Annotated in this window: 28 protein-coding genes and 1 pseudogene; 16 read left to right on the top strand and 13 right to left on the bottom strand. The window is 39.7% G+C overall.

Going from position 1 to position 22,147, the window contains the following annotated elements; all coding sequences use genetic code 11:
• The first annotated feature begins 62 nt into the window (after positions 1-62).
• The gene (locus LVY74_RS13580; RefSeq protein ID WP_237815492.1) at positions 63-290 is read left to right on the top strand and encodes a hypothetical protein; all 228 of its coding nucleotides are present in this window, start codon (positions 63-65) and stop codon (positions 288-290) included.
• A 43-nt stretch (positions 291-333) separates the two neighbouring features.
• Here LVY74_RS13580 and trmB read toward each other — a convergent pair whose 3' ends face one another.
• Positions 334-1,050 carry a tRNA (guanosine(46)-N7)-methyltransferase TrmB gene (gene trmB, locus LVY74_RS13575; protein WP_151709822.1) on the bottom strand — a complete coding sequence of 239 codons (717 nt, stop codon included), beginning with the start codon at positions 1,048-1,050 and terminating at the stop codon, positions 334-336.
• A 223-nt stretch (positions 1,051-1,273) separates the two neighbouring features.
• Here trmB and LVY74_RS13570 point away from each other — a divergent pair, with 223 nt between their 5' ends.
• Positions 1,274-1,885 carry a glutathione binding-like protein gene (locus LVY74_RS13570; protein WP_237815491.1) on the top strand — a complete coding sequence of 204 codons (612 nt, stop codon included), beginning with the start codon at positions 1,274-1,276 and terminating at the stop codon, positions 1,883-1,885.
• A 64-nt stretch (positions 1,886-1,949) separates the two neighbouring features.
• Here LVY74_RS13570 and dctA read toward each other — a convergent pair whose 3' ends face one another.
• The 4 genes from dctA to LVY74_RS13550 form a co-directional block, all read right to left on the bottom strand.
• Positions 1,950-3,203, bottom strand: coding sequence for a C4-dicarboxylate transporter DctA (gene dctA / locus LVY74_RS13565; protein ID WP_237815490.1), 1,254 nt, complete (start codon positions 3,201-3,203; stop codon positions 1,950-1,952).
• A 159-nt stretch (positions 3,204-3,362) separates the two neighbouring features.
• Complete coding sequence (locus LVY74_RS13560; protein ID WP_237815489.1) at positions 3,363-3,779, bottom strand: HIT family protein; 417 nt, start codon at positions 3,777-3,779, stop codon at positions 3,363-3,365.
• Positions 3,780-3,804: 25 nt separating this feature from the next.
• Positions 3,805-4,071, bottom strand: a complete 267-nt coding sequence (locus LVY74_RS13555; protein WP_151777457.1) for a YARHG domain-containing protein — start codon at positions 4,069-4,071, stop codon at positions 3,805-3,807.
• A gap of 84 nt (positions 4,072-4,155) precedes the next feature.
• Entirely contained in the window at positions 4,156-5,031 is an 876-nt protein-coding gene (locus tag LVY74_RS13550; RefSeq protein WP_237815488.1) for an NAD(P)-dependent oxidoreductase, read from the bottom strand.
• A gap of 423 nt (positions 5,032-5,454) precedes the next feature.
• Here LVY74_RS13550 and LVY74_RS13545 point away from each other — a divergent pair, with 423 nt between their 5' ends.
• From LVY74_RS13545 to trpB, 10 genes are all read left to right on the top strand, one after another.
• Positions 5,455-6,192, top strand: a complete 738-nt coding sequence (locus tag LVY74_RS13545; protein WP_237815487.1) for an SDR family oxidoreductase — start codon at positions 5,455-5,457, stop codon at positions 6,190-6,192.
• A 158-nt stretch (positions 6,193-6,350) separates the two neighbouring features.
• A complete protein-coding gene (locus LVY74_RS13540) occupies positions 6,351-7,538 on the top strand; it encodes an O-succinylhomoserine sulfhydrylase (protein WP_151709561.1) in 1,188 nt (395 codons plus the stop codon).
• Between the two features lie 15 nt (positions 7,539-7,553).
• On the top strand, positions 7,554-7,883 hold the full coding sequence (locus LVY74_RS13535; protein ID WP_237815486.1) for a YbaB/EbfC family nucleoid-associated protein: 330 nt from the start codon (positions 7,554-7,556) through the stop codon (positions 7,881-7,883).
• Between the two features lie 12 nt (positions 7,884-7,895).
• Positions 7,896-8,492, top strand: a complete 597-nt coding sequence (gene recR, locus LVY74_RS13530; RefSeq protein WP_237815485.1) for a recombination mediator RecR — start codon at positions 7,896-7,898, stop codon at positions 8,490-8,492.
• Positions 8,493-8,755: 263 nt separating this feature from the next.
• On the top strand, positions 8,756-9,898 hold the full coding sequence (locus tag LVY74_RS13525; RefSeq protein ID WP_151709558.1) for a ribonuclease D: 1,143 nt from the start codon (positions 8,756-8,758) through the stop codon (positions 9,896-9,898).
• A gap of 112 nt (positions 9,899-10,010) precedes the next feature.
• Entirely contained in the window at positions 10,011-10,310 is a 300-nt protein-coding gene (locus tag LVY74_RS13520; protein WP_151709569.1) for a YcgL domain-containing protein, read from the top strand.
• 2 nt (positions 10,311-10,312) lie between these two features.
• Positions 10,313-10,699, top strand: a complete 387-nt coding sequence (locus LVY74_RS13515; protein WP_151709557.1) for a hypothetical protein — start codon at positions 10,313-10,315, stop codon at positions 10,697-10,699.
• A gap of 17 nt (positions 10,700-10,716) precedes the next feature.
• The gene (locus LVY74_RS13510) at positions 10,717-11,559 is read left to right on the top strand and encodes an AAA family ATPase (protein ID WP_237815484.1); all 843 of its coding nucleotides are present in this window, start codon (positions 10,717-10,719) and stop codon (positions 11,557-11,559) included.
• A gap of 12 nt (positions 11,560-11,571) precedes the next feature.
• Positions 11,572-12,759, top strand: a complete 1,188-nt coding sequence (locus LVY74_RS13505) for a vWA domain-containing protein (RefSeq protein WP_237815483.1) — start codon at positions 11,572-11,574, stop codon at positions 12,757-12,759.
• Positions 12,760-12,781: 22 nt separating this feature from the next.
• On the top strand, positions 12,782-13,984 hold the full coding sequence (trpB, locus tag LVY74_RS13500; protein ID WP_269091413.1) for a tryptophan synthase subunit beta: 1,203 nt from the start codon (positions 12,782-12,784) through the stop codon (positions 13,982-13,984).
• 147 nt (positions 13,985-14,131) lie between these two features.
• Here the strand turns inward: trpB and LVY74_RS13495 are convergent.
• The 3 genes and pseudogenes from LVY74_RS13495 to LVY74_RS13485 form a co-directional block, all read right to left on the bottom strand.
• Positions 14,132-14,554: pseudogene (locus tag LVY74_RS13495) on the bottom strand (CBS domain-containing protein); the annotation flags it as partial.
• Between the two features lie 103 nt (positions 14,555-14,657).
• Positions 14,658-15,089 (bottom strand): CBS domain-containing protein, encoded by a 432-nt coding sequence (locus LVY74_RS13490; protein ID WP_151777448.1) that lies wholly within the window; start codon positions 15,087-15,089, stop codon positions 14,658-14,660.
• A 158-nt stretch (positions 15,090-15,247) separates the two neighbouring features.
• A complete protein-coding gene (locus LVY74_RS13485) occupies positions 15,248-15,481 on the bottom strand; it encodes a hypothetical protein (RefSeq protein ID WP_237815482.1) in 234 nt (77 codons plus the stop codon).
• Positions 15,482-15,697: 216 nt separating this feature from the next.
• Here LVY74_RS13485 and LVY74_RS13480 point away from each other — a divergent pair, with 216 nt between their 5' ends.
• From LVY74_RS13480 to LVY74_RS13465, 4 genes are all read left to right on the top strand, one after another.
• Positions 15,698-16,060 carry a hypothetical protein gene (locus LVY74_RS13480; protein ID WP_151709551.1) on the top strand — a complete coding sequence of 121 codons (363 nt, stop codon included), beginning with the start codon at positions 15,698-15,700 and terminating at the stop codon, positions 16,058-16,060.
• Between the two features lie 92 nt (positions 16,061-16,152).
• Positions 16,153-16,488 carry a hypothetical protein gene (locus tag LVY74_RS13475; RefSeq protein WP_151709550.1) on the top strand — a complete coding sequence of 112 codons (336 nt, stop codon included), beginning with the start codon at positions 16,153-16,155 and terminating at the stop codon, positions 16,486-16,488.
• A gap of 77 nt (positions 16,489-16,565) precedes the next feature.
• Positions 16,566-17,678, top strand: coding sequence for a signal recognition particle-docking protein FtsY (ftsY, locus tag LVY74_RS13470; RefSeq protein ID WP_237815481.1), 1,113 nt, complete (start codon positions 16,566-16,568; stop codon positions 17,676-17,678).
• Between the two features lie 159 nt (positions 17,679-17,837).
• Complete coding sequence (locus tag LVY74_RS13465; RefSeq protein ID WP_237815480.1) at positions 17,838-18,431, top strand: nitroreductase family protein; 594 nt, start codon at positions 17,838-17,840, stop codon at positions 18,429-18,431.
• 57 nt (positions 18,432-18,488) lie between these two features.
• Here the strand turns inward: LVY74_RS13465 and LVY74_RS13460 are convergent, their stop codons facing one another.
• The 5 genes from LVY74_RS13460 to cydP are packed head-to-tail and all read right to left on the bottom strand — an operon-like array spanning position 18,489 to position 21,825.
• Positions 18,489-18,782, bottom strand: a complete 294-nt coding sequence (locus LVY74_RS13460) for a cyd operon YbgE family protein (protein ID WP_151709547.1) — start codon at positions 18,780-18,782, stop codon at positions 18,489-18,491.
• A gap of 4 nt (positions 18,783-18,786) precedes the next feature.
• Positions 18,787-18,888, bottom strand: coding sequence for a cytochrome bd-I oxidase subunit CydX (gene cydX / locus LVY74_RS13455; RefSeq protein ID WP_151709546.1), 102 nt, complete (start codon positions 18,886-18,888; stop codon positions 18,787-18,789).
• A 14-nt stretch (positions 18,889-18,902) separates the two neighbouring features.
• A complete protein-coding gene (gene cydB, locus LVY74_RS13450; RefSeq protein WP_237815479.1) occupies positions 18,903-20,048 on the bottom strand; it encodes a cytochrome d ubiquinol oxidase subunit II in 1,146 nt (381 codons plus the stop codon).
• Entirely contained in the window at positions 20,045-21,634 is a 1,590-nt protein-coding gene (locus LVY74_RS13445; RefSeq protein ID WP_151709567.1) for a cytochrome ubiquinol oxidase subunit I, read from the bottom strand. Before LVY74_RS13445 ends, cydB begins: the two co-directional genes overlap by 4 nt.
• A complete protein-coding gene (gene cydP, locus LVY74_RS13440) occupies positions 21,634-21,825 on the bottom strand; it encodes a cytochrome oxidase putative small subunit CydP (RefSeq protein WP_151709544.1) in 192 nt (63 codons plus the stop codon). Before cydP ends, LVY74_RS13445 begins: the two co-directional genes overlap by 1 nt.
• Between the last annotated feature and the right edge of the window lie 322 nt (positions 21,826-22,147).

The raw sequence follows: 22,147 nt of genomic DNA, 5'->3' as shown, positions 1-22,147 counted from the left end.
CGGAAAATTTCCCTGTTGCAGTAACGTGGGGAAGTCGAGGAAGCCCATAGTTGTGGGAGGCGATGAAGCAGGAGTTTTTAAAGTATCCACTCACCCAGTCACCACTCGAGTTTGAGCGAAAATTAGCAGAAGTTTTTTATCGTTTAACCTTACATCGTTTAACAGATAATGCTTTGTTTTATTGTGAAGCCTTTGCACATGGCGGCATGTCAAGTGGGATGATTTCAACTGAACACTGGCGTATGCAGCTTATTGAAGTATTAAAAGGGCGTTTTTCAAGATTAAGTTAAGCGGCATATTGTCAGTGTGACAGCATGCCGCTATTTTATTGGCTTATTTGATTTTTTTGAAAATAAAATCATTAATTTTGTGGCCAGATTCTAAACCACGGCGTTCGAATTTCGTCAAAGGACGCCATTCTGGTCGAGGATAGCTGTTACCTTTTCCTGCCAAATTTTCTAAGTTTTCACGCTGATCCAAAACATCTAACATCCACTCAGCATACGGTTCCCAGTCAGTCGCTGCGTGGAATGTACCACCAAGCTCAAGTTTCTGTTCAACCAGTGCCATACGTTCATCAACCACGAAACGGCGTTTGAAGTGGCGTTTTTTCTGCCACGGGTCTGGAAAATACAGTTGTACGCAGTTAATACTCGCATCTGGCATTTCACGTAACACCTGAATCGCATCTGCATCCAAGACTTTTAAGTTGTCTAAACCTACCTCGCCCGCTTCATAAACACACTGTGCAATACCCGGAATATGCACTTCGATACCGACATAGTTGCGTTCAGGGTTGGCTTGTGCCATCAGCACTAAAGAACGTCCCATACCAAAGCCAATTTCAACAGTTAGCGGACGTTCAGGATGAGCAAAATATTGGCGTAAATCACCGACTGGATATTCCAAAATAAAGTCACGATGTTGTTCCAGCGCGGTACGTTGTGACGTATTTAGCGGAGATGAGCGGCGCATAAATGTCACAATTTCACGGTGCTCGTGCAAATTGTCTAAGTCAACAATTTGTGGTTCAAGTTGATCGTTGCTCATAAGCTTGGAATTCGGTTTGCTAAAAAAGCGATATTTTAAATCGCGATTTAAGCAAGTCAAATAAATCTCTACAGAATTCGGCAAGAAATCATCAATTACTGATAGAACGCTTCAGTTGCGGTTTACAGTTGATGTACTTTTCAGGGCTTGCAACTTGTTGAACAGCGTTTTAAAACAGAAGGGTAATTTTAAAATAACTTAAAACAAGGACTCAAGATTATTTATGAAGCTGTATTATTCCCCCGGTGCATGTTCACTTGCAGCCCACATTATTTTAAATGAAATAAATGTTGATTTTGATCTCGAAAAAGTCAATTTAAAAACCCATACCACCGCAAAAGGTGCAGATTATTATCAAATCAATCCGAAAGGTTACGTTCCTGCATTGGAAATAAATCCTGGCTTGATTCTAACTGAGAATGTGGCAATTTTACCTTTTTTGGCTCAGCATGATCCGCATCAGGATTTGATCCCACCATCGGGTTTGGGGCGAGCTAAAGTTTTGGAATGGCTGGGCTATCTGAACTCTGAGCTACACGATGCTTATGCGGTGTTTTTTGGCAAGCCATTGACTGAAGACGAAAAAACCAAAGCATATCAAGAGATAGATCGATTATTAACCTATATTGATCAAGCGATTGCAAACTCAGAAACGGAGTACTTGGTGGGCGATAACTTTGGCCCAGCCGATGCTTATTTATTTGTGATTACCAATTGGTCAGCAGTCATTCAGCATGATCTAGGTGACTATAAACATATTATTGCACTACGTAATAAAGTGGCTGAACGCCAATCTGTTCAAATTGCAATGCGAGATGAAGGTTTAATTTCCTGATGGGCAATTGATAAAAAAGGATTCTTTGGAATCCTTTTTTATTGGGTCAATATGACGATTTTAATTATTTTAAAATCCGCTGAGCTTGTTCGCGATCAAGATCTTTCTCCCATGCTGCAATGACAACAGTCGCAACACAATTTCCTATTAAATTGGTGCACGCACGCGCAATTCCAATAAACCAGTCAACAGATAAGAGTAGTACTAAACCAATTGCAGGTAGGCTTGGAATGACAGACAGAGTGGCAGCTAAGATGACCAAAGCAGAACCAGGAATACCATGTGCACCTTTTGAGGTCAGTAAAGACACAAATAGAATCGCTAACAGATGCTGCATGCTAAGGTCAATATTACAGGCTTGGGCAATAAAGATGACACCTAAAGTCAGATAGATTGAAAAACCATCTAAATTAAAAGAATAGCCTGTAGGAATGACTAAGCCTACAGTTGAATTTTTAATGCCTAAAGCAGTGAGTTTTTGCATAATTTGTGGCAGAACGGCATCGGAAGAAGCTGTGCCCAATACAATACTGAGCTCTTCTTTGAAGTAAGCAATAAATTTAAAAATATTCAAACCTGCTAACTTTAAAATTCCTCCAAGTACAATAACCACAAAGACCAAGCAGGTTACGTAAAACAATATAACCAGTGCACCCAATTGCATCAGTGAACTCGCACCGAACTTTGCTGTGGTATATGCAATTGAACCAAATACGCCTATTGGGGCAAGCTTAATAATTAACCCCATCATTTTAAATAGAATTTCAGAAAATGCTTCGATAGTGCCTTTGACATGTCCAGAAATATGTTTAGGTACCATCAGCATGCTCACCCCAAACAGGATAGCAATAATCAGTACTTGTAAAATATCACCTTGCGTAAAAGCATCAAAAACGGTTTTCGGAATCAGGTGTAAGAAGAAATCTGAGATTGAATTCAGTTGGTGAGCACGTTCGGTGTAGGTCGCAATATCTTTACCATCGAGTTGATTGAGATCGATATTCATGCCTACACCTGGTTTAAAGACATAAGCGATGACAATACCGAGCAATAGCGCTATGGTTGTCACTATTTCAAAATAGATAATCGTTTTTCCACCAACTCGTCCCATTTTTTTTATATCTTCTGCGCCGTAAATACCAAGAACAACGACACAGAACACAATTGGGGCAATGAGCATTTTGATGAGTGAGATAAAACCATCACCAAGTGGTTTTAAAGAAAGAGCAAAATCATGACAAGCAAGTCCAATCGCAATACCTAGAATTAAAGCAACAATCACTTGAGCAAATAAGCTTGCCTTTAAATACTTCAACATAAATTTCATCCATAAAAGTGCTGCCTAACTAAGCAAATTTTGTTCCATATCTTTTGTTGATTATTTTATTTATATGTAGGATGTTGTTTTTAATTAATAATTTTTATTTTTAGTTGAATCAAATGGTCAAAATAAAAAAGGAGCAATTGCTCCTTTTCTTTATGCCAGTGCGGCTTTAATCTTTTCTGCTAAGCTTTTGATTTTCTCTTGATCCCCCATTTCGGCTGCATGGCGACCCAGTTTATGTACTGAACTTGGAATCAAATGAAAGTGAATGTGCGGTACAGTTTGACCTGCGGCTTCACCTGAAAGTTGCATAAGGACAATGCCTTGAGCATCAAGTGCTTTTTCAATAGCACGTGCAACTTTTTGTACGATCTGAATGGTGTAGGCAGCATCTTCAGCAGTTAAGTCCAGTAAAGTCACCGCTTGTGCTTTTGGGATGACTAAAGTATGACCATCGGCTTGAGGCATAATGTCCATAAATGCAAGTACGCGTTCATCTTCATAGACTTTAATGGCTGGGATTTCACCGCGTAAAATTTTTGCAAAAATATTTTGGTCATTGTATGCCATAACGGATTTCCTTGATTGGCTGAATTTATTTACAGCTTAATTCTTTCTGACGAGCTTTGATTTGGTCAAGTTTTTGTTGCTCTTTTTCAGAAAATTTTGGTTTAGTGGTATGGCAGTTGTCATTGCCATACTGCGCTTTGGCTTCAGGGTCACTAAAACAATAGCCTTTAGATGCATAAATTAAATTATAGTCATCTTTAAGTTTTTGACATTCTTGCTCAGAGGCAGCGAGTGCATTGATGCTGATCAATCCTGCAAACCCTGCAATCAGCGCAACTGAAAACTTCTTCATGAGCGATTCCTTATTTGTAACGATATGTGTGGATACACATCATTTAATATGGATACAGTCGCGCTGAATTGCAATGTCTAAAGATTACTCAATTGTAATCTTGCTCCATGATTCATACATTTTTGCCACGGTAGAAAAATCGCTGTCAGCATCAACAAGGGCATTTGCAGCCTGAATCAGATTTTGAGAGAGACCAATGACAGGTGCTGCAAGTTTTGCTTCACGAACTAAATCCGCCGCGATGCCTGTATCTTTTGCCAATAAAGGTAAAGCAAAAGTCAGTGGAAAACTGCGGTTAAAAATCCGATTTGGTAAAATGCTGCTAGTGACGGTACTTTGACCACTTGAGGCATTAATACATTCAAAAGCTTCTGTAAGATTGACACCGTGAGCTTTCAGCGTTGTTGCACCTTCACAAGCCGCGCATAGATGTACCGCCATTAACATATTATTGACGGCCTTAACCGCAAAGCCTGCGCCAGATTCTCCAACATGCTTAATCAATTTGCCTACAGCTTGCATAGCAGGTAAGGCGCGTTCAAATGCTGCTGCATCGCCACCCACCATTACGGTTAAAGTGGCATTTTCAGCACCAATGGTTTGTCCACTGACAGGTGCATCTAAATAATCCACACCTTGTGCTTTTAAGCGTTCAGCCAGTTTTTGTGCGCTAGCGGGAACACCGCTCGTGCAGTCCACCCAGATTGCACCTGATTTGATGGCTACAGTTGCAATCAGATCTTCAACATCTTGGCTAGTTGGTAAACAAGAAAAAATGATGTCTGCTTGTACAGCCTGTTCTAAAGAAACGGCTTGTGTTGCATATTCTTGAGCATGTTGTTGGGCTTTGGCTTCGGTACGATTCCAAACGAAAACCTGCTCAAAGTGTTTAGGTAAATGAGCTGCCATACGGTAGCCCATAGCACCTAAACCAAGAAATGCAACAGAGGAGATGGTCATAATAAATCCTTGATAATATGGATGGGAGCTTTAAAGCAAGCACTATGCCAAAACCTGTAAATACTGTAATGGCAATCTTCTGCTATTGATATAAAGAATTTTAATAACAACAGCAAGGTTAAAATTTAGGTAAAATTCACCCTAAATAAAAGATTACTTGAGATCTTTTATAAATAAAATATAGTGTTATTTTTAAAATTTCTGAAGATTATAGCAATCCTAAATTAATAGAAAATTCACAAGAGAAGTCAAATAATAAAAAATGATAAAAACTCTTTTTAAACAAAGGGTTTAAGAGAGTTGCTAATTTTGATGAATAAGATAAAGCCTATGTCTATTGCAAAAAGATTGGCAGACTTATAAGCAAAGCGTATGCTAAGAGCCACAACAAAAAATCACGACAACAATAATAGGGGCTAAATTATGGCGAATCTAAATAAAACTGCACTAGTCACAGGCGCATCAGGAGGGATAGGTCGTGCGATTGCAACACGTTTAGCTAAAGATGGTTATTCGGTTGTAGTTCATTATGCAGGAGATGCACTGAGTGCAAAGCAAACGGTCAATCATATCTTACAACAGGGTGGCAAGGCGATTGCTTTGCAGGCAGATGTTGCCAATGAAAAAGAAGTTGAGCAATTATTTAAAATGACCTTAGAAATTTATGGTCGCTTAGATGTTGTGATTCATAATGCGGGGATTATGCCAATCACGAAAATTGCTGTATCAGGTTTGGCTGATTTTGATCGTGTGATTCATACCAATTTACGTGGTGCATTTTTGGTTTTGGCACACGCAGCTAAAGACATTAAAGATGGTGGGCGAATTATTGCTCTTTCAACAAGTGTGATTGCCAAGTCATTTCCAGGTTATGGGCCTTATATTGCATCTAAAATGGGAGTGGAAGGCTTGGTACATGTCTTGGCAAATGAGCTACGAGGACGCAATGTCACTGTGAATGCAATTGCACCTGGGCCTACAGCTACCGATCTCTTTTTTAATGGAAAAACCCAGCAGCAAATCCAGCAGGCTGCACAGCTTGCACCACTGGAACGAATTGCAACCCCTGAGGATATTGCCAATTCTGTTGCGATGCTGGTGGGTGCTGACGGTGCTTGGATTAACTCACAGGTCATTCGGGTAAATGGTGGCTTTGCTTAATCGGCTCACAAAAAAGTCGATCTCTGTTGGCGATAGCTCAAAAAATGCATACAGATCGCCCTAACATGAAATATTTTACCTTGACCGACTGGCTATAAGACGCTCAAAATGTTGGCAGTTTTGATTCAATGCATAGCGTTATATAAGAGTAGAACTCAATGAGCCAGCACGACGATACCCAATACCAACTTGATACTTTAGCCATTCGTACAGGTCACACACGCAGTTTTGAAGGTGAACACAGTGAACCGATTTTTCTGACTTCATCTTTTGTGTATGCCAATGCTGCTGAAGCTGCTGCAAAATTTTCTGGAAAAGAGCCAGGTAATATCTATTCACGTTTTACTAATCCAACAGTTGCCATGTTTGAAAAACGTTTGGCAGCTTTAGATGGTGCAGAACGTGCAGTCGCAACAGGTTCAGGTATGGGAGCAATCTTGGCGATTGCGATGGCGTACTTAAAAGCAGGTGATCATGTCATTTGCTCGCGTGCTGTCTTTGGTTCTACCGTCAGCTTGTTTGAAAAATATATTGGTAAATTTGGCGTTGCTGTCGATTTTGTGGATTTGACCAATTTGCAAGCATGGCAAGATGCGATTCGTCCAGAAACTAAATTATTCTTTGTTGAATCTCCATCAAACCCGTTGGCTGAAATTGCAGATATTCAGGCATTGTCTGATTTGGCACATGCACATGGTGCTTTATTGGCAATCGATAACAGCTTCTGTACACCAGCATTGCAACAGCCAATTAAATTTGGTGCTGACCTTGTGATTTACTCTGCAACCAAATATATCGATGGTCAGGGTCGTGCTTTAGGTGGTGCTGTGGTCGGTAGCCATCAATTGCTTGAAGAAGTGTTTGGTGTGGTGCGTACACTTGGTCCATCAATGAGCCCATTCAACGCTTGGGTGTTCTTAAAAGGTCTAGAAACTTTACGTTTGCGTATGAAAGCCCACTGCGAAGGTGCGCAAAAATTGGCAGAGTGGCTGAATCAGCATGACAAAGTTGAAAAAGTTTACTACGCGGGTTTACCTGAACATGTCGGACATGAGTTGGCTGCCAAACAGCAATCAGGTTTTGGTGGTATTGTGTCATTTGAAGTGAAAGGTGGTCGTGAGGCTGCGTGGAAAGTGATTGATAGCACGCAATTCATTTCAATTACAGGTAACCTTGGTGATGCAAAATCAACCATTACCCATCCAGCAACTACTACACATGGTAAATTATCCGATGCAGCGAAAGCAGCAGCAGGCATTCGTGAAGGTCTAATTCGTGTATCGGTTGGTTTGGAAGATATTCATGATATTATTGCCGACCTTTCTCGTGGTCTTGATTTGATTTAATTTGGGAGTCAATTGATGAATATTAATATGCTGATGCAGCAAGCCCAGCGCATGCAAAAAGATATGGAAAGCAATATTAAAAAAGCCAAAGAAGAGTTGGCGCAAACTGAAGTGCATGCAGAAGCTGGTGGTGGTCTTGTAAAAGTGACCATGACTTGCCGTCATGTGGTTAAACGTATTGAAATCAATCCAGAGTTGTTACAAGACGATGCGGATATGATTGAAGATTTGATTGCAGCAGCAATGAATGATGCAGCACGTCAAGCAGAAGTAATTTCAGAAGACAAAATGAAAGCTGCGAATGCGGGCACAGGCTTGCCACCAGGCTTATCTGGTTTGTTCTAAGGTCATCATTCGGTGTTTAGTCCTCGTTTTGAACAGCTTGTTCAGGCATTACGCACCTTGCCAAGCGTTGGGCCGAAGTCGGCTCAGCGTATGGCGTTGCATCTTGTCATGAAGAACCGTGAAGGTGCGTTTCAACTTGCTCATGCTTTGCATGAGGCGGCAACCTACATTCAAAGTTGTCGGGTCTGCCACTCATTAAGTGAAGATGAAGTGTGTGAAATTTGTACTTCGCCACGCCGTGATGACAGCGTACTTTGTGTGGTGGAATCTCCTGCTGACGTAATGGCGATTGAACAAAGCGCGAGCTTTCAAGGGAAATACTATGTCTTAGGTGGGCATTTATCTCCACTTGATGGCATTGGACCTGAGGAAATTGGCATTCCAGCTTTGATAGAACGGCTAAAACAAGGTCAAGTCCAAGAAGTCATTCTAGCGACCAATGCAACCATTGAAGGTCAGGCAACCGCCCATTATATTTTGGAAGCGAGCAAGAATTTAGCTGTAAAAATGACCCGAATTGCCCAAGGTGTGCCACAAGGCGGTGAATTGGAATATGTCGATAGTCATACTCTCAGCCAAGCGCTCCATCATCGGATGCAGTTGAAATAATCTGAATGACCATTCAAGCATATGGGTTCTGAGTGGTTTTTTTATGTGTAAGTTTAATTTTAACGATCTGAAATAAATAAAAAATATAAAAATTCAAGAAAATCCCTTTCTTTGTACAGTTAAACATATAACAATACCTATCAAGTTTTTAAATTGTTGACAATTATCGCAATCGACAGATTTCTTGTTCATCGGGTAAGATAACTGAAAATTAGTGTTAATTTTCTCCCCTTTAGGTTGCGTATAGAGCATTTTGCAAGAATATGTATCATTTTATTCAGGATCAACCAGAACTTGACATGGTCTTGGCTGCCATGGACAACAGTGCCGTTTATGCACTCGATAGTGAATTTATCAAGGTTGATACGTTGTGGCCAAAACTTGGCGTTTTTCAAATTAATGTTTCAGAGCAAACCTATTTGCTCGATGGCGTAAATTTAGATTTAGACCCATTTTGGAAAAAACTTGCCACTGCTCAGCAAAATATCTTTCATGCTTGCGGTGAGGATATTGATTTAATTTATCATTATGCTCAGACTCGCCAACTCAATAATGTTTTTGATACTCAAATTGCCATGTCTTTTTTAGGGCATGGTCTGCAAGTTAGCTATCAAAATAGCTTAAAGCAGATTATGGATATTGAGATTGAAAAAGATCAAACTCGTTCGGATTGGTTGGCTCGACCTTTATCTGACAAACAATTGTGCTATGCAGCAAACGATGTGATTTATTTAAATCAATTGGCTGACAAGCTAAAGCAACAGCTTCAAGCAAAAGGATTACTCGCGTTTGTGCTTGAAGATTGTCAACATCTCACCGAAGAGATTGCACAGCAAACCCCGACAGAACTTTTATATATGGATGTCGGTAATTATCGACATTCACGTCGTCAATTGATGCAGTTACAGCAACTCAGTATTTGGCGGGAACAGTTTGCAAAAAGTCTCAATATTCCACGAAGCTTTTTGCTGAAAAATGCAACGATGATCGACTTGGTTGAGAAAAATCCACGTAATCATTTTCAGCTCTCTAACATTAAAAATATTCGCCCGAATGTCATTCGTGAATATGGCAAGCTGATTTTAGATTTATTGAAGTATTTGCCCGAAAAAGAATTTTGGCCTGCTTGTATCCCTCGCCCTGTTAAACATGTATCAAAAGATGTTGCCGAACAAGTGGATTTGATTATTGATCGTGTTGTTGCTGAAACAGGTATTCCACATGCGGTGTTAATGCGTAAAAAATGGTTGAATGAAATTTATCAATATATTGTTTTACCGAAAAAAAATTATAAATTATCAAATTATTTAATGGGTTGGCGTTATGAAATACTCACGCAGCCATTGCTTGAGATTTTGCAGCAAGATCAGGAAAATCTTGCAGAACAGATGAAAGTTCGCCAATAACCTGTAATTCCTATACAATATTTCCTGACTCATACGTCAATGATGTTTGATATGTGTGGTCAGGATTTTTTATATTATTATTTTTCTATGATAAGAGTGCTGGGTTATGGTTGTGCATTGTGATATTTATCGCTCAAGCAAGAAAGATGAAATGTATTTGTATGTTGCGCGTCAAAACGCAGAACAAGCGCATGAAGATCCCTTCGCTGATGTGCCAGAAATGTTGCGTACAGCATTTGGACGTGCCACATTTGTCATGCATTTAGAGCTGAGTGAAACGCGTAAGTTGGCACGTGCCAATGTCTTACATGTGATGGATTCGCTACAGACGAAAGGTTTCTTTATTCAAGTTCCGCCTGAAGGTCTGATTAATCCAAATGCAGTTGCACCTGAAGGTTTGCGAGGAGCTTAAGCATGGACAATCTATTGCATCAACTGACAGCATTACTCGATGTAGTTCCTGAAAATATAATTGCAGTGAGTGTCTATGTGGTGGGTGCAATTTTAGTTCTGTTGTGTTGGTATTCAATGACCAAGCCTTATCCACAATTTTGTGCAATTTCAACATGGATTGCATTTGCCTTTTTGGTGACGCCTAATATTTCCGATGGTAGTAATGCAGCAATTGCTCCCGCTGTCTTTGGGTTGTTATTTGGCATATTGACGCATGAGCATAATCTGATTTGGGTAAATTTGGCTAACATCTTATTTGTTATTGGTTTAGGTGGCGTTGTTGGCTTTTTCTGGTTGAAGTTTTTACAACATAAGCCAAAGCCAGCTAAAAAAACCACTCCTCTTTAACATTACAGGGATTGTTTATGGTGGACAAAGCAGCAGTAAAGTTTCAAGGCACATCGCAATATATTGCAACTGAAGGACTTAAACTGGCAGTCAATGCTGCGTGCACTTTGGAAAAACCACTACTTGTCAAAGGCGAGCCAGGCACAGGTAAAACCTTGCTTGCAGAACAAGTGGCTGCAAGTATGGGCTTAAAGCTGATCACTTGGCATATTAAGTCGACCACCAAAGCGCAACAGGGTTTATATGAATACGATGCGGTGTCGCGTTTGCGAGATAGCCAGTTAGGTGATGATCGTGTCTATGATATTCAAAACTATATTAAGCCAGGAAAGTTGTGGGAAGCGTTTACCAGTCCTGAGCGCTGTGTTTTATTGATTGATGAAATCGACAAAGCAGACATCGAGTTTCCAAACGACTTACTGCATGAATTAGACAAAATGTCATTTTATGTCTATGAAACCAATCAAACCATTCATGCGAAACAGCGTCCAATCGTCATTATTACCTCAAACAATGAAAAAGAACTGCCAAATGCCTTTTTGCGTCGTTGTTTTTTTCATTATATTGACTTTCCCGATGTTGAAACCATGCGACAAATTGTCGATGTGCATTTCCCACAAATTTCTCAGCAGGTTCTCAGCCAAGCATTGGACGTTTTCTATCAACTTCGAGAAATTCCAAATCTTAAAAAAGCACCTTCAACATCTGAACTGATTGATTGGTTGGCGCTGATTTTGGCTGAAGATGTATCTGAGATTCGCCTTGAACCCAACCAATTGCCTCCTTTGTACGGGGCACTTCTTAAAAATGAACAGGACGTGCAGCTTTTACAACGTCTTGCTTTAATGACACGACGTTAAAAGAGTAAAGTCATGTTTGTACGTCTATTTTATACTTTAAGAAAATATGGCGTTCCAGTGACGACCCAAGAGCTACTTGATTTAAACCGAGCTATTGAGCAGCAATTAGTCTTTGCTGATGCTGAACAGTTTTATCTGCTGGTTCGTATGCTCATGGTGAAAGATGAACGTTACTTTGATAAATTTGATTTGGCATTTAAAGCTTATTTGGATGCAGTAGAACCCCTTTCCCAAGAAGATATCCTAAATAAATTACAACAACTTCCGAAAGAGTGGTTTGATTTAGAGTTGCTTGAAAAGAATTTGACCGAGCAACAACGTGCAGAGTTGCAACAAGCCCATTCGCTCGCAGAATTATTACAACAGCTCGAACAACGCCTGAAAGAACAGCATAAGAAGCATCAGGGCGGCAATAAAATGATTGGCACGGGAGGTACATCACCTTTTGGTGCATATGGCGATCATCCCGCAGGCATTCGGATTGGTGGGCCAAGTCGCAAGCGTTCTGCGGTGAAAGTCTGGGAGCAACGTCAATATAAAAACCTTGATGATGAACAGCATCTGACTTCACGACAAATGCAATTGGCGCTGCGCTATTTACGTCGTTTTGCGCGACAAGGTATCGCACAAGAACTGGATATTCATGCCACCATTCAAGCAACTGCTAAACAGGGCATGCTGGATGTTCAGCTTGTTCCTGAACGCCGTAATGGGGTTAAAGTCCTGATGTTGTTTGATGTTGGTGGTTCTATGGATGGTTATATCCAACAATGTGAAGCCTTGTTTAGTGCTGCAAAAACAGAATTTAAGCATCTTGACTATTTTTACTTTCATAACTGCATTTATGACCATGTTTGGAAAGATAATCAGCGCCGTCGTGCTAGCCAAATCTCGACATGGGATTTGCTGCACAAATACAGCGCAGACTATCGGGTAATTTTGGTTGGTGATGCAAGTATGGCACCCTACGAGCTGCAAAGTATTGGTGGCTCTGTGGAATATATGAATGATGAAACAGGTCTGATCTGGTTACAGCGCATTCGGCAACATTTTCAAAAAACAGCATGGCTTAATCCAGAAGACCAACGATACTGGACATACACCAAGACCATCGGCTTAATTCAACAGGCATTTGAACAACATATGTATCCCATGACTTTAAAAGGCATTGAGGATATGACCAAATACTTATCACGCTAACAATAAATGAAGAGGTAATATCATGCAGCAATTACAGGGCTTTGCCTTACCCACACAAGATGGTTTTTTTGGGCAATATGGTGGACAGTTTATTCCACCGCATTTAAAAGCTGCGATGGATGACATTAATACCGCATACGAAAAAATTCGACATACGCCTGAATTTCAACAAGAACTTAATGATTTATTTCAGCATTATGTGGGTCGTCCGAGCCCATTATTTTATGCGAAACGTTTGTCTGAGCAGTTGGGCGGCGCACAGATTTATTTAAAACGTGAAGATCTCAATCATACAGGCGCTCATAAAATCAATCACTGTTTGGGTGAAGCTCTACTTGCAAAATACATGGGCAAAACCAAAGTGATTGCCGAAACAGGTGCAGGGCAGCATGGTGTTGCATTGGCGACAGCTTGCGCACTGGTCGGCATTCCTTGTGAAATTCACATGGGACAAGTCGATATTGAAAAAGAACATCCGAATGTCGTGAAAATGAAAATTTTGGGTGCAAAACTTGTTGCCGTGACTCAAGGAACCGCAACCTTAAAAGATGCTGTGGATAGTGCCTTTGAAGAATATTTAAAAGACCCTGAAAACTATATTTATGCAATTGGTTCGGTGGTTGGGCCGCATCCATTTCCAAAAATGGTACGGGATTTCCAAGCGATTATTGGCGATGAAATTAAAGTTCAAAGTCAGGCACAGTTTCAGCAGTTTCCAGATTATGTGGTCGCTTGTGTTGGCGGTGGTTCAAATGCAATTGGTGCATTTACAGCCTTTTTGAACGAAGAGGATGTCAAACTGGTTGGTGTTGAGCCAGCGGGTTATGGTTTGGACACGACTCAACATTCAGCAACATTAACTTTAGGTAAACCCAGCCAAATTCATGGTATGGCATGTTATGTTTTAGAAGATGAACAGGGACAACCTTTGCCTGTACATTCGATTGCTTCGGGATTGGATTACCCTGGGGTAGGTCCACAGCACAGCTTCTTAAAAGATTTGGGACGAGTGGAATATACCACTGCCACAGATCAGGAATGTTTAGATGCTTTTATGACTTTATCTCGTGTAGAAGGGATTGTTCCTGCATTAGAAAGTTCACATGCTGTTGCATGGGCATTGCGAGAAGCACCATATTTATCAAAAGACACAAAAATAGTGGTTAACTTGTCGGGTCGTGGCGATAAAGATGCAGACTATGTCGCACAGAAACTGGGACTGTAAATAGATAGAAAGTTATAAGCAATAAAAAAGAGCGATGTAAACATCGCTCTTTTTTATGGATCTTTTTTAGGACTCGTAAGACTGGAGTTGCTGAATCAGTTTTTGTTGATCTTGGATTGTGGCATCAGCAAGAGCACCATATTGATCGATATAGCATTCTAATTGCTGAATTAACGCATTTTGATCTTCCATCACTGCTTTAACTAAATCTCCTACAGCAACCATGCCTACCAGTCGTTCTTGCTCAAGAACAGGCAAGTGGCGTAAATGGTGATCAGTCATCAGTTTTAGACTATCTTTCACACTATGTTCAAGCGGAACTGTCAAAACATTGGCTGTCATAAGCTGCTGGACTTGAACTTCTTCTGTGAGAAATTGATGTTTTAGCATTTTGCGCGCGCAATCTCGCTCTGACAAAATTCCAACCACGCGTGTTTCTTCAGTGACAATCAAAGCCCCAATATTTTTGTTTGCCATTAAAGAAATCGCTTCAGTTACTGAAGCGGAAGGTGAAATCGTGTGTACAGATGGATCAAGTTTTTTTTCAATTACATATTTAATATTTGTCATGATTTACCTAGATTTTTCGTTGTTCTAGTGCATGATTAAAATGAAATAATTCCCCTGAATTTTCAACAGATTTAATTCTTGAATATGTAAAAAAACATTACATCTAATGTGAAATATAATGCTGTAGCTGCGCAATCAATTCATGCTGATCGTCGATGACGGCTTTAACCAAATCTCCGACAGCGACCATACCAACTAAGCGTTCGTCTTCTAATACTGGCAAGTGGCGTAAATGACGATCTGTCATGAGCTTTAAGCATTCTTCAACGCTGTTATGCAAGCGCACACTGATGACCGCAGAGGTCATTAGTTCACAGACTTGTGTATTATCTGCAGGTAAATCTCGCATAATAATTTTTCGTGCACAGTCTCGTTCCGATAAAATTCCAACAACTTGTTGTCCTTCAGTAACAATTAAAGCACCGATATCTTTAGTTGCCATAAGTACAACAGCTTCAGTAATGGAAGCATCAGGTGCGATGGTATATATAGATTGGTCAAATTTTTGTTGAATCACATGGGCTACATTGGTCATATTGATATTATCCTCCACTGCTTTTTTTCTAGTTGTAGACTTAAGATGGAATAAATCAAGAGATTTTGCAAGACATCAGAAATGAAGAAATGTATATAAAAATTTACGCACAAGTCATAAAAAAAGGAATTAAAAAACGCCACCTAAGTGACGTTGTTTTATGCTTTCATGGTTGCCAGTTTCTGCCAGTATTGTGCTTTTAAGCTGTCCCGTTCTACACGGAATCCTTGGGTATATAGTTCAGCCAAGAATAATGCAGCTTTACCGTGACCTGCATGTGCGACATTTTCTAAGTCTTTCACAGCATCACAAAAAATCATTTGTGAGTGGATTGTGTTGACAGCATTTGCGTACACATGCTCTAAGTCTTGTTGAGAAAATTGTTGAATCATATATAGCTCCTTATTTTAATTATGATTACGACCGACTTATACAAAAGTCTAAAGTTAAATTAACATGTTTATATTTAACTAATATTACAATTCACATATTAAGTCAATCTAACTATGGGGTCAAACTCTATATTTTCAAGTTTACATGATTAAACATTCAGCAGAAATAATTTTTATTAATATGGAAATATAAAACTATAACAAGGAGCGTGAACCATGACTGCAACAACAATAGACGGTTTAGAATTTGATGTACCTTTAGACCATACACAAATAAAAGCACTTGCTCAATTGCATCGTCAGCAGTTAGGCGAGGCAATTTATCATGAAGATCAACATATTGGCGAATTAGGAATCGCTCATCGATCTAGAATTTCCAATTTCACTCGGCAACTTGGCTTAGAGCAGCGTGCCGAATTTTATAAAATTTATAATCGCGAATTACGTCGTTTGGCGGTAGAAGATCCATTACATCCGCCACATGCAGAAGAAGGCGTGAATGTGTTTTTGCTGGTCGTAATTTTGGTGATTATTGCTGTTATTTTATATTTTGCATTTGTTCGGCATGTAACAGGCTAGCTTGATTCGGTTTAGTTATTGTTTCATATAAACTTTAACTATTGTACTTCGGGCATGATCAACTTACACTAGACAGTCGATAGAGGTTGGTCATGCTTAAATCTATAGACATTCTTGCCACATTTAGAAACAAAATTTCCTTTCAGTATTTCTCTCATTTTTTAATCAGTTCAATTGTTTTGTTTGTAATTGGCTTTGTGTATTTGCTGTGTATCTGTCCAATACAAGTTAAGCAATATAATGCAATCTTGCAATTAGCGCATTCTGCACAGTACCCAAAAACACAACAGTTAGCCAATCAGGTCTTACAGCAGTCAGATTTAAAACAGTGGCAATATTTTCATGTCATACGTGCTTATCAGTATGAACAGTTTATGATGACTCAATATCCAGCCTTAGATTTAGATGATACACCGCAGAGATTTTAGCCAGCGTTGATCGGCAGAATATCGAAAACTTGTGGTAAACTTGCCCTTTTTAATGCAATGTTTTTCAAGGGATCAGCATGCAACAACAAACACATGGGCAAAACAAATTTTTGATAGATGCAGAGATTGGTGATGATGATGTCACTTTGCCAAGTTTACCTGCTGTTGATGTCCCCATTGTAGAGAAAAAAGCTGAACCAGTTGTTGATGTACAGCCACAAGCGACTGCGCAAGTTTCTGAAATAGCAGAAGACGAGAAACCAAAAACGGGTTTCTTTGGTCGAATGAAACAAGGTTTGACTAAAACCCGTAAGAACTTTACCGATGGTATGGTCAATATTCTGATTGGTGGTAAAGAAATTGATGATGAGCTGTTAGAAGAAGTTGAAGAACAACTGCTTATTGCAGATATTGGTGTTGAGGCAACAAAAACCATTATTACCAATTTGACTGAACGTACAGCTCGTGGTGATTTGATTTATTCTCATTCGCTATATAAGGCGTTACAAGAAGAATTGGTTGCATTACTTGCACCGCGTGTTAAGCCATTACATATCGACAGCAACAAGAACCCATATGTGATTTTGATGGTGGGTGTCAACGGTGTTGGTAAAACCACAACAATTGGCAAGTTAGCAAAACGTTTACAAGGCGAAGGCAAAAAAGTCATGTTGGCTGCGGGTGATACATTCCGTGCAGCAGCGACTGAACAATTACAAATTTGGGGTGAGCGTAACAATATTGCTGTGGTTGCTCAGGGGCATGGGGCAGACAGTGCTTCTGTAATCTTTGATGCATTTGAAAGCGCACGTGCTAAAGGCGTAGATGTACTCATTGCCGATACTGCTGGTCGTTTGCATAACAAAAGCAACTTAATGGAAGAGTTGAAGAAAGTTAAACGTGTTATGCAAAAGATTGATGCAACTGCACCGCATGAAATTATGCTGGTCGTTGATGCGGGTACGGGACAAAATGCAATTAATCAAGTCCAAGAGTTTGACCAAGCGGTTGGCTTAACAGGCATTACGATTACCAAGTTGGATGGCACAGCAAAAGGTGGTGTGCTGTTTAATATCGCAAGCCGTACGCACGTTCCAATCCGATTTATTGGCGTCGGTGAAAAAATTGATGATTTGCGTCCTTTTTCTGCAAAAGCATTTGTTGCTGCATTATTTGAAACGGACAAATAAACTCAAATTTTATAAATGGATAGTATCTTGTGATGCTATCCATTTTTATTCTAAAAATAGAACACAGTGTTTATATAATCCTGCTTTTATCATGCATATAAAACATTAGAATTATAGCTATTCAGTATTCCTAAAATTGTAACAATAAGGAGTTGCAACATGTCTTTTATCGATCAAATTGAAAAACGCCGTACCATTTATGCTATTGGTAATAACGTGACTGTACCGAATGCTGAGCTTGAAGCGTTAATTAAAAAAACGATCCGTTTAAGCCCATCATCATTTAATTCTCAATCCTCACGTGCGGTTATTTTGTTTGATGCATCACATGTTAAGTTTTGGGAAATTGTGCGTGAAACTTTACGTAAAATTGTGCCAGAAGCAGCATTTGAAGCGACTAGCAATAAAATTAACAGTTTTGCTGCGGGCAAAGGCACAGTATTGTTCTATGAAGATCAAGATGTAATTAAAGGTTTACAAGAGAAATTCGCAGCTTATGCGGATAACTTCCCTGTATGGTCTGAACATTCTTCTGCAATTGCTCAATTTGCAGTATGGACAGCACTGTCTGAACAAGGTGTTGGTGCATCATTACAGCACTATAACCCAATTGTTGATGCTGAAACTGCTGAAACTTTTGCAGTACCAGCAAGTTGGAAGTTACGTGCTCAATTGGTATTTGGTTCAATTGAAGCGCCTGCTGGCGAAAAAACCTTTATGGATGATGAAGTACGTTTCAAAACTTTTAACTAAGTTAAGCATCATGCAATAAAAAACCAGCTTATGCTGGTTTTTTATTTGGGAAATTTTTTAGCCTAGCCAGAGATAATAACCGACAGCCATGAGCGGCCATGCCACTATCGGGTTAAATAACCATTTCCATAGCCAAAACTGAGGAACAAATCCTACACCATAGATGAATCCACCTGAAATACCGAGCATGACGAGCATTAGAACACTATGGTTATAATGCCCATTTGCATCAAGCATCAGCGATGGATAAATGAGTAGAATAGCAGCCAAAGGCAATGCCAGCATGAAAGAAACAATCATCATGAGAATCTGTGCTGTGCCTTTTGTAGGTGCGGTCATTGCTTCAGCCATGTTCTTATTCCTCGTCTAAGTCTTGATGATGTTCAGTGTAAAGAGCACTGAGTACACTCGCAAAACAAGCCATTAAAATTCCGAGAATCCACGCAAAATACCACATATCCGATTCTCCTATTAGTACAAACTATGTGAATGAGTTTCAATATGTTTATTGGTAATAACGCCCCACATTTTGTAGTAACACCATGTGGTGTATAGCAAAATAATTGGAACGAAAATACATGCTGCAATGGTCATTACCATTAAGGTACGGTGACTTGAAGTTGCATCCCACATGGTTAAGCTTGATGTTGGATCAATACTTGATGGAAGTAAGAATGGGAATAGCGCAAAACCAGCGGTTAAGATCGCACCAACAATACTTAAACTTGTACCTGTAAAACTTAAACCTGCTTTACCTGAACCACCACCAACAATAGTCAGTAAGCCACCTAAAATTGCAATGACTGGAGCAGCCATTGTGATTGGATAAGTTGAATAGTTATTCATCCAACCTGGGTTTGCATTGGTCACGACATGTTTAGTTAATGGGTTAATTGCAGCATCTGTATTGAGTGCTGTTGCTAGGCTATAACCTGGCATTTGACCGAAGTATAACCATGCACCTGCAACCAAGAAGCAGACCAAGAACACAATACCCATAATTTGAGTTGCTTTGGAAGAGCGTTGACGTAAGACACCATCTGTACGCAACATTAACCAAGCACCACCATGTGCAGATAGCATTGATAAACTCACAACACCACAGACTAAAGCAAATGGGTTGAGTAGGGCAAAGAAGCTACCTGTATATTCTGAACGTAGTGTGTCATCAAAGTGGAACGGTACGCCTTGGAATAAGTTACCAAATGCAACACCAAATACTAGTGCTGGAACTGCACCACCCACACATAAACCCCAGTCCCATGATGTACGCCATTTGGTATTTTCTAGTTTTGAACGATAGTCAAAACCAACAGGACGTAGGAACAATGCAAATAACACCAGTAAAAGCGCCCAGTACATACCTGAGAACGCAACCGCATAAACCATTGGCCAAGCTGCAAATAATGCACCGCCTGCGGTAATAAACCAAACTTGGTTGCCATCCCAGTGTGGTGCAATCGTATTGATTGCAGCACGACGTTCATTATCGGTTTTACCTACGAAAGGCATGATTGCCATGGAACCCATGTCAAAGCCATCGGTTAGAGCAAAGCCAATTAATAAGACACCGACAAGAACCCACCAAATGATTTTGAGTAATTCATATTCAATCATGATTGAGCCTCCCCAACAGCAGATTGGTGATGTGTGTCTGATTTTTCAAAATGATATTTGCCTGTATGCAATGAGCTTGGGCCAAGGCGAGCAAATTTGATCATCAAGTACATTTCGATAATGAGCAGGACAGTGTAGAAGGCAACGAGTGCAAAAATAGAGCCTGCAAGATCACCTGTACTTAAGCTAGATGCTGAAAGGTGAGTTGGTAATACTTCACCGATAGTCCAAGGCTGACGACCACCTTCGGCCACATACCAACCAGTTTGTGTTGCAATCCAAGGTAATGGTAAGGCATAGAGTGCAAATTTAAGTAACCATGGTTTTTGTTCAAAATTGCGGCGTGCAACAGACCATGCAGCAAGAAGGAACAACAACAGCATGAGTACGCCAGAAGCCACCATCGCACGGAAAGTGAAGAACAATGCTTTTACGTTAGGAATACTGTCTTTAGCCGCAGACTTGATTTGTTCATCAGTTGCATCAGTGACATTTGGGGTATATTTTTTAAGAAGTAAGCCATAGCCTAAGTCTTTTTGAGTTGCTTTAAATGCTGTGAGCAATTCAGGAGTGCGGTTGCCTTCACGAAGTTGCTCGAGTTGACCATAAGCCACCATACCATTACGGATACGATTTTCATGTTCAGTCATTAAGTCTTGAATACCAGTCACTTGACCTGTAGTAGAACGTGTTGCAATCAAGCCCAAGACATATGGAATTTTAATGGCATAGTCGGTACGCATTTCTTGTTGGTTTGGAATACCAAACAAAGTAAAACTTGCAGGGGCAGGTTCAGTGTGCCATTCCGCTTCAATTGCAGCCAGTTTGGTTTTTTGAACATCACCAATTTCATAACCTGATTCATCACCGAGTAAGATCACGCAGAATGTTGAAGCAAGTCCAAAAATGGCAGCGATTGCAAACGAGCGACGTGCAAAAGCCAAGTCGCGTTTTTTAAGCAGGTAATAGCTTGAAATTGCGAGAACAAAAATAGAACCAGTCACATAACCAGAAGAAACGGTATGAACAAATTTTACTTGGGCAACAGGGTTAAACAGCAATGCACCAAAATCGGTCAATTCCATACGCATCGTTTCAAAATTGAATGCTGCACCCACAGGGTTTTGCATCCAACCATTTGCGATCAAGATCCAAAGTGCTGATAAGTTAGAGCCTAGAGCAACCAACCAAGTGACGCCCAAATGTTGAACGCGAGAAAGACGTTCCCATCCAAAGAAGAATAAACCAATAAATGTAGATTCAAGGAAGAACGCCATTAAGCCTTCAATCGCTAAAGGTGCACCAAAAATATCACCCACATAGTGTGAGTAATATGCCCAGTTTGTACCAAACTGGAACTCCATAGTTAAGCCTGTGGTCACACCTAATGCAAAGTTAATACCGAAAAGCTTGCCCCAAAATTTGGTCATGTCTTTATAAATTTCTTTGCCAGAAACAACATAGGTTGTTTCCATGATGGCAAGCAGAAATGACATACCTAGAGTCAATGGAACAAATAAAAAGTGATATAACGCGGTCATTGCAAACTGCAACCGCGAAAGATCGACCACGCTTTCAGAAATCATCAACGTGTCTCCTTAATTTGGGATGAACTGCCAGCGATACGCTCGGCAACTTGATTGTCAAAGTTTTTGGGAATGGTTGGGGAATCAAACCAAATATTTTTGATTAACATGAGAAGAGTGATTTTAATTACCAAAATGATGATAATTTCCTTCACTAATCTTTTATCGAATTTGTTCGTCTCTAAGCTCATATTAATAAGCCTATCGCAATATCTATGAATGGTATTATTAAATAAAAAAAATAAAAAATAAACAATAAAAAACAAATATTCGTTTGTTTTTAATTTTGCTATTAAAATCATAGTATTAAATGTAATTTTAAGTTTAAATTGTTGATTTTTTAAACTAAAAAATCCGACTATTTTAGTTATATTTCATGAATTTAAATATAACTAAAATAGTCGGAAATATGCCAAATAATCTGATTAATTTAATCGGAATTAATATTTTTATAATCTAAATAATATGTTTTATAATGCATAAAACTTGCCAATTTTATTGTATTAATCAAGT

The sequence above is a fragment of the Acinetobacter sp. ME22 genome (genome assembly GCF_022012315.1).
GTDB lineage: Bacteria > Pseudomonadota > Gammaproteobacteria > Pseudomonadales > Moraxellaceae > Acinetobacter > Acinetobacter brisouii_A.
This window is presented reverse-complemented; position numbering and strand designations above follow the sequence as displayed.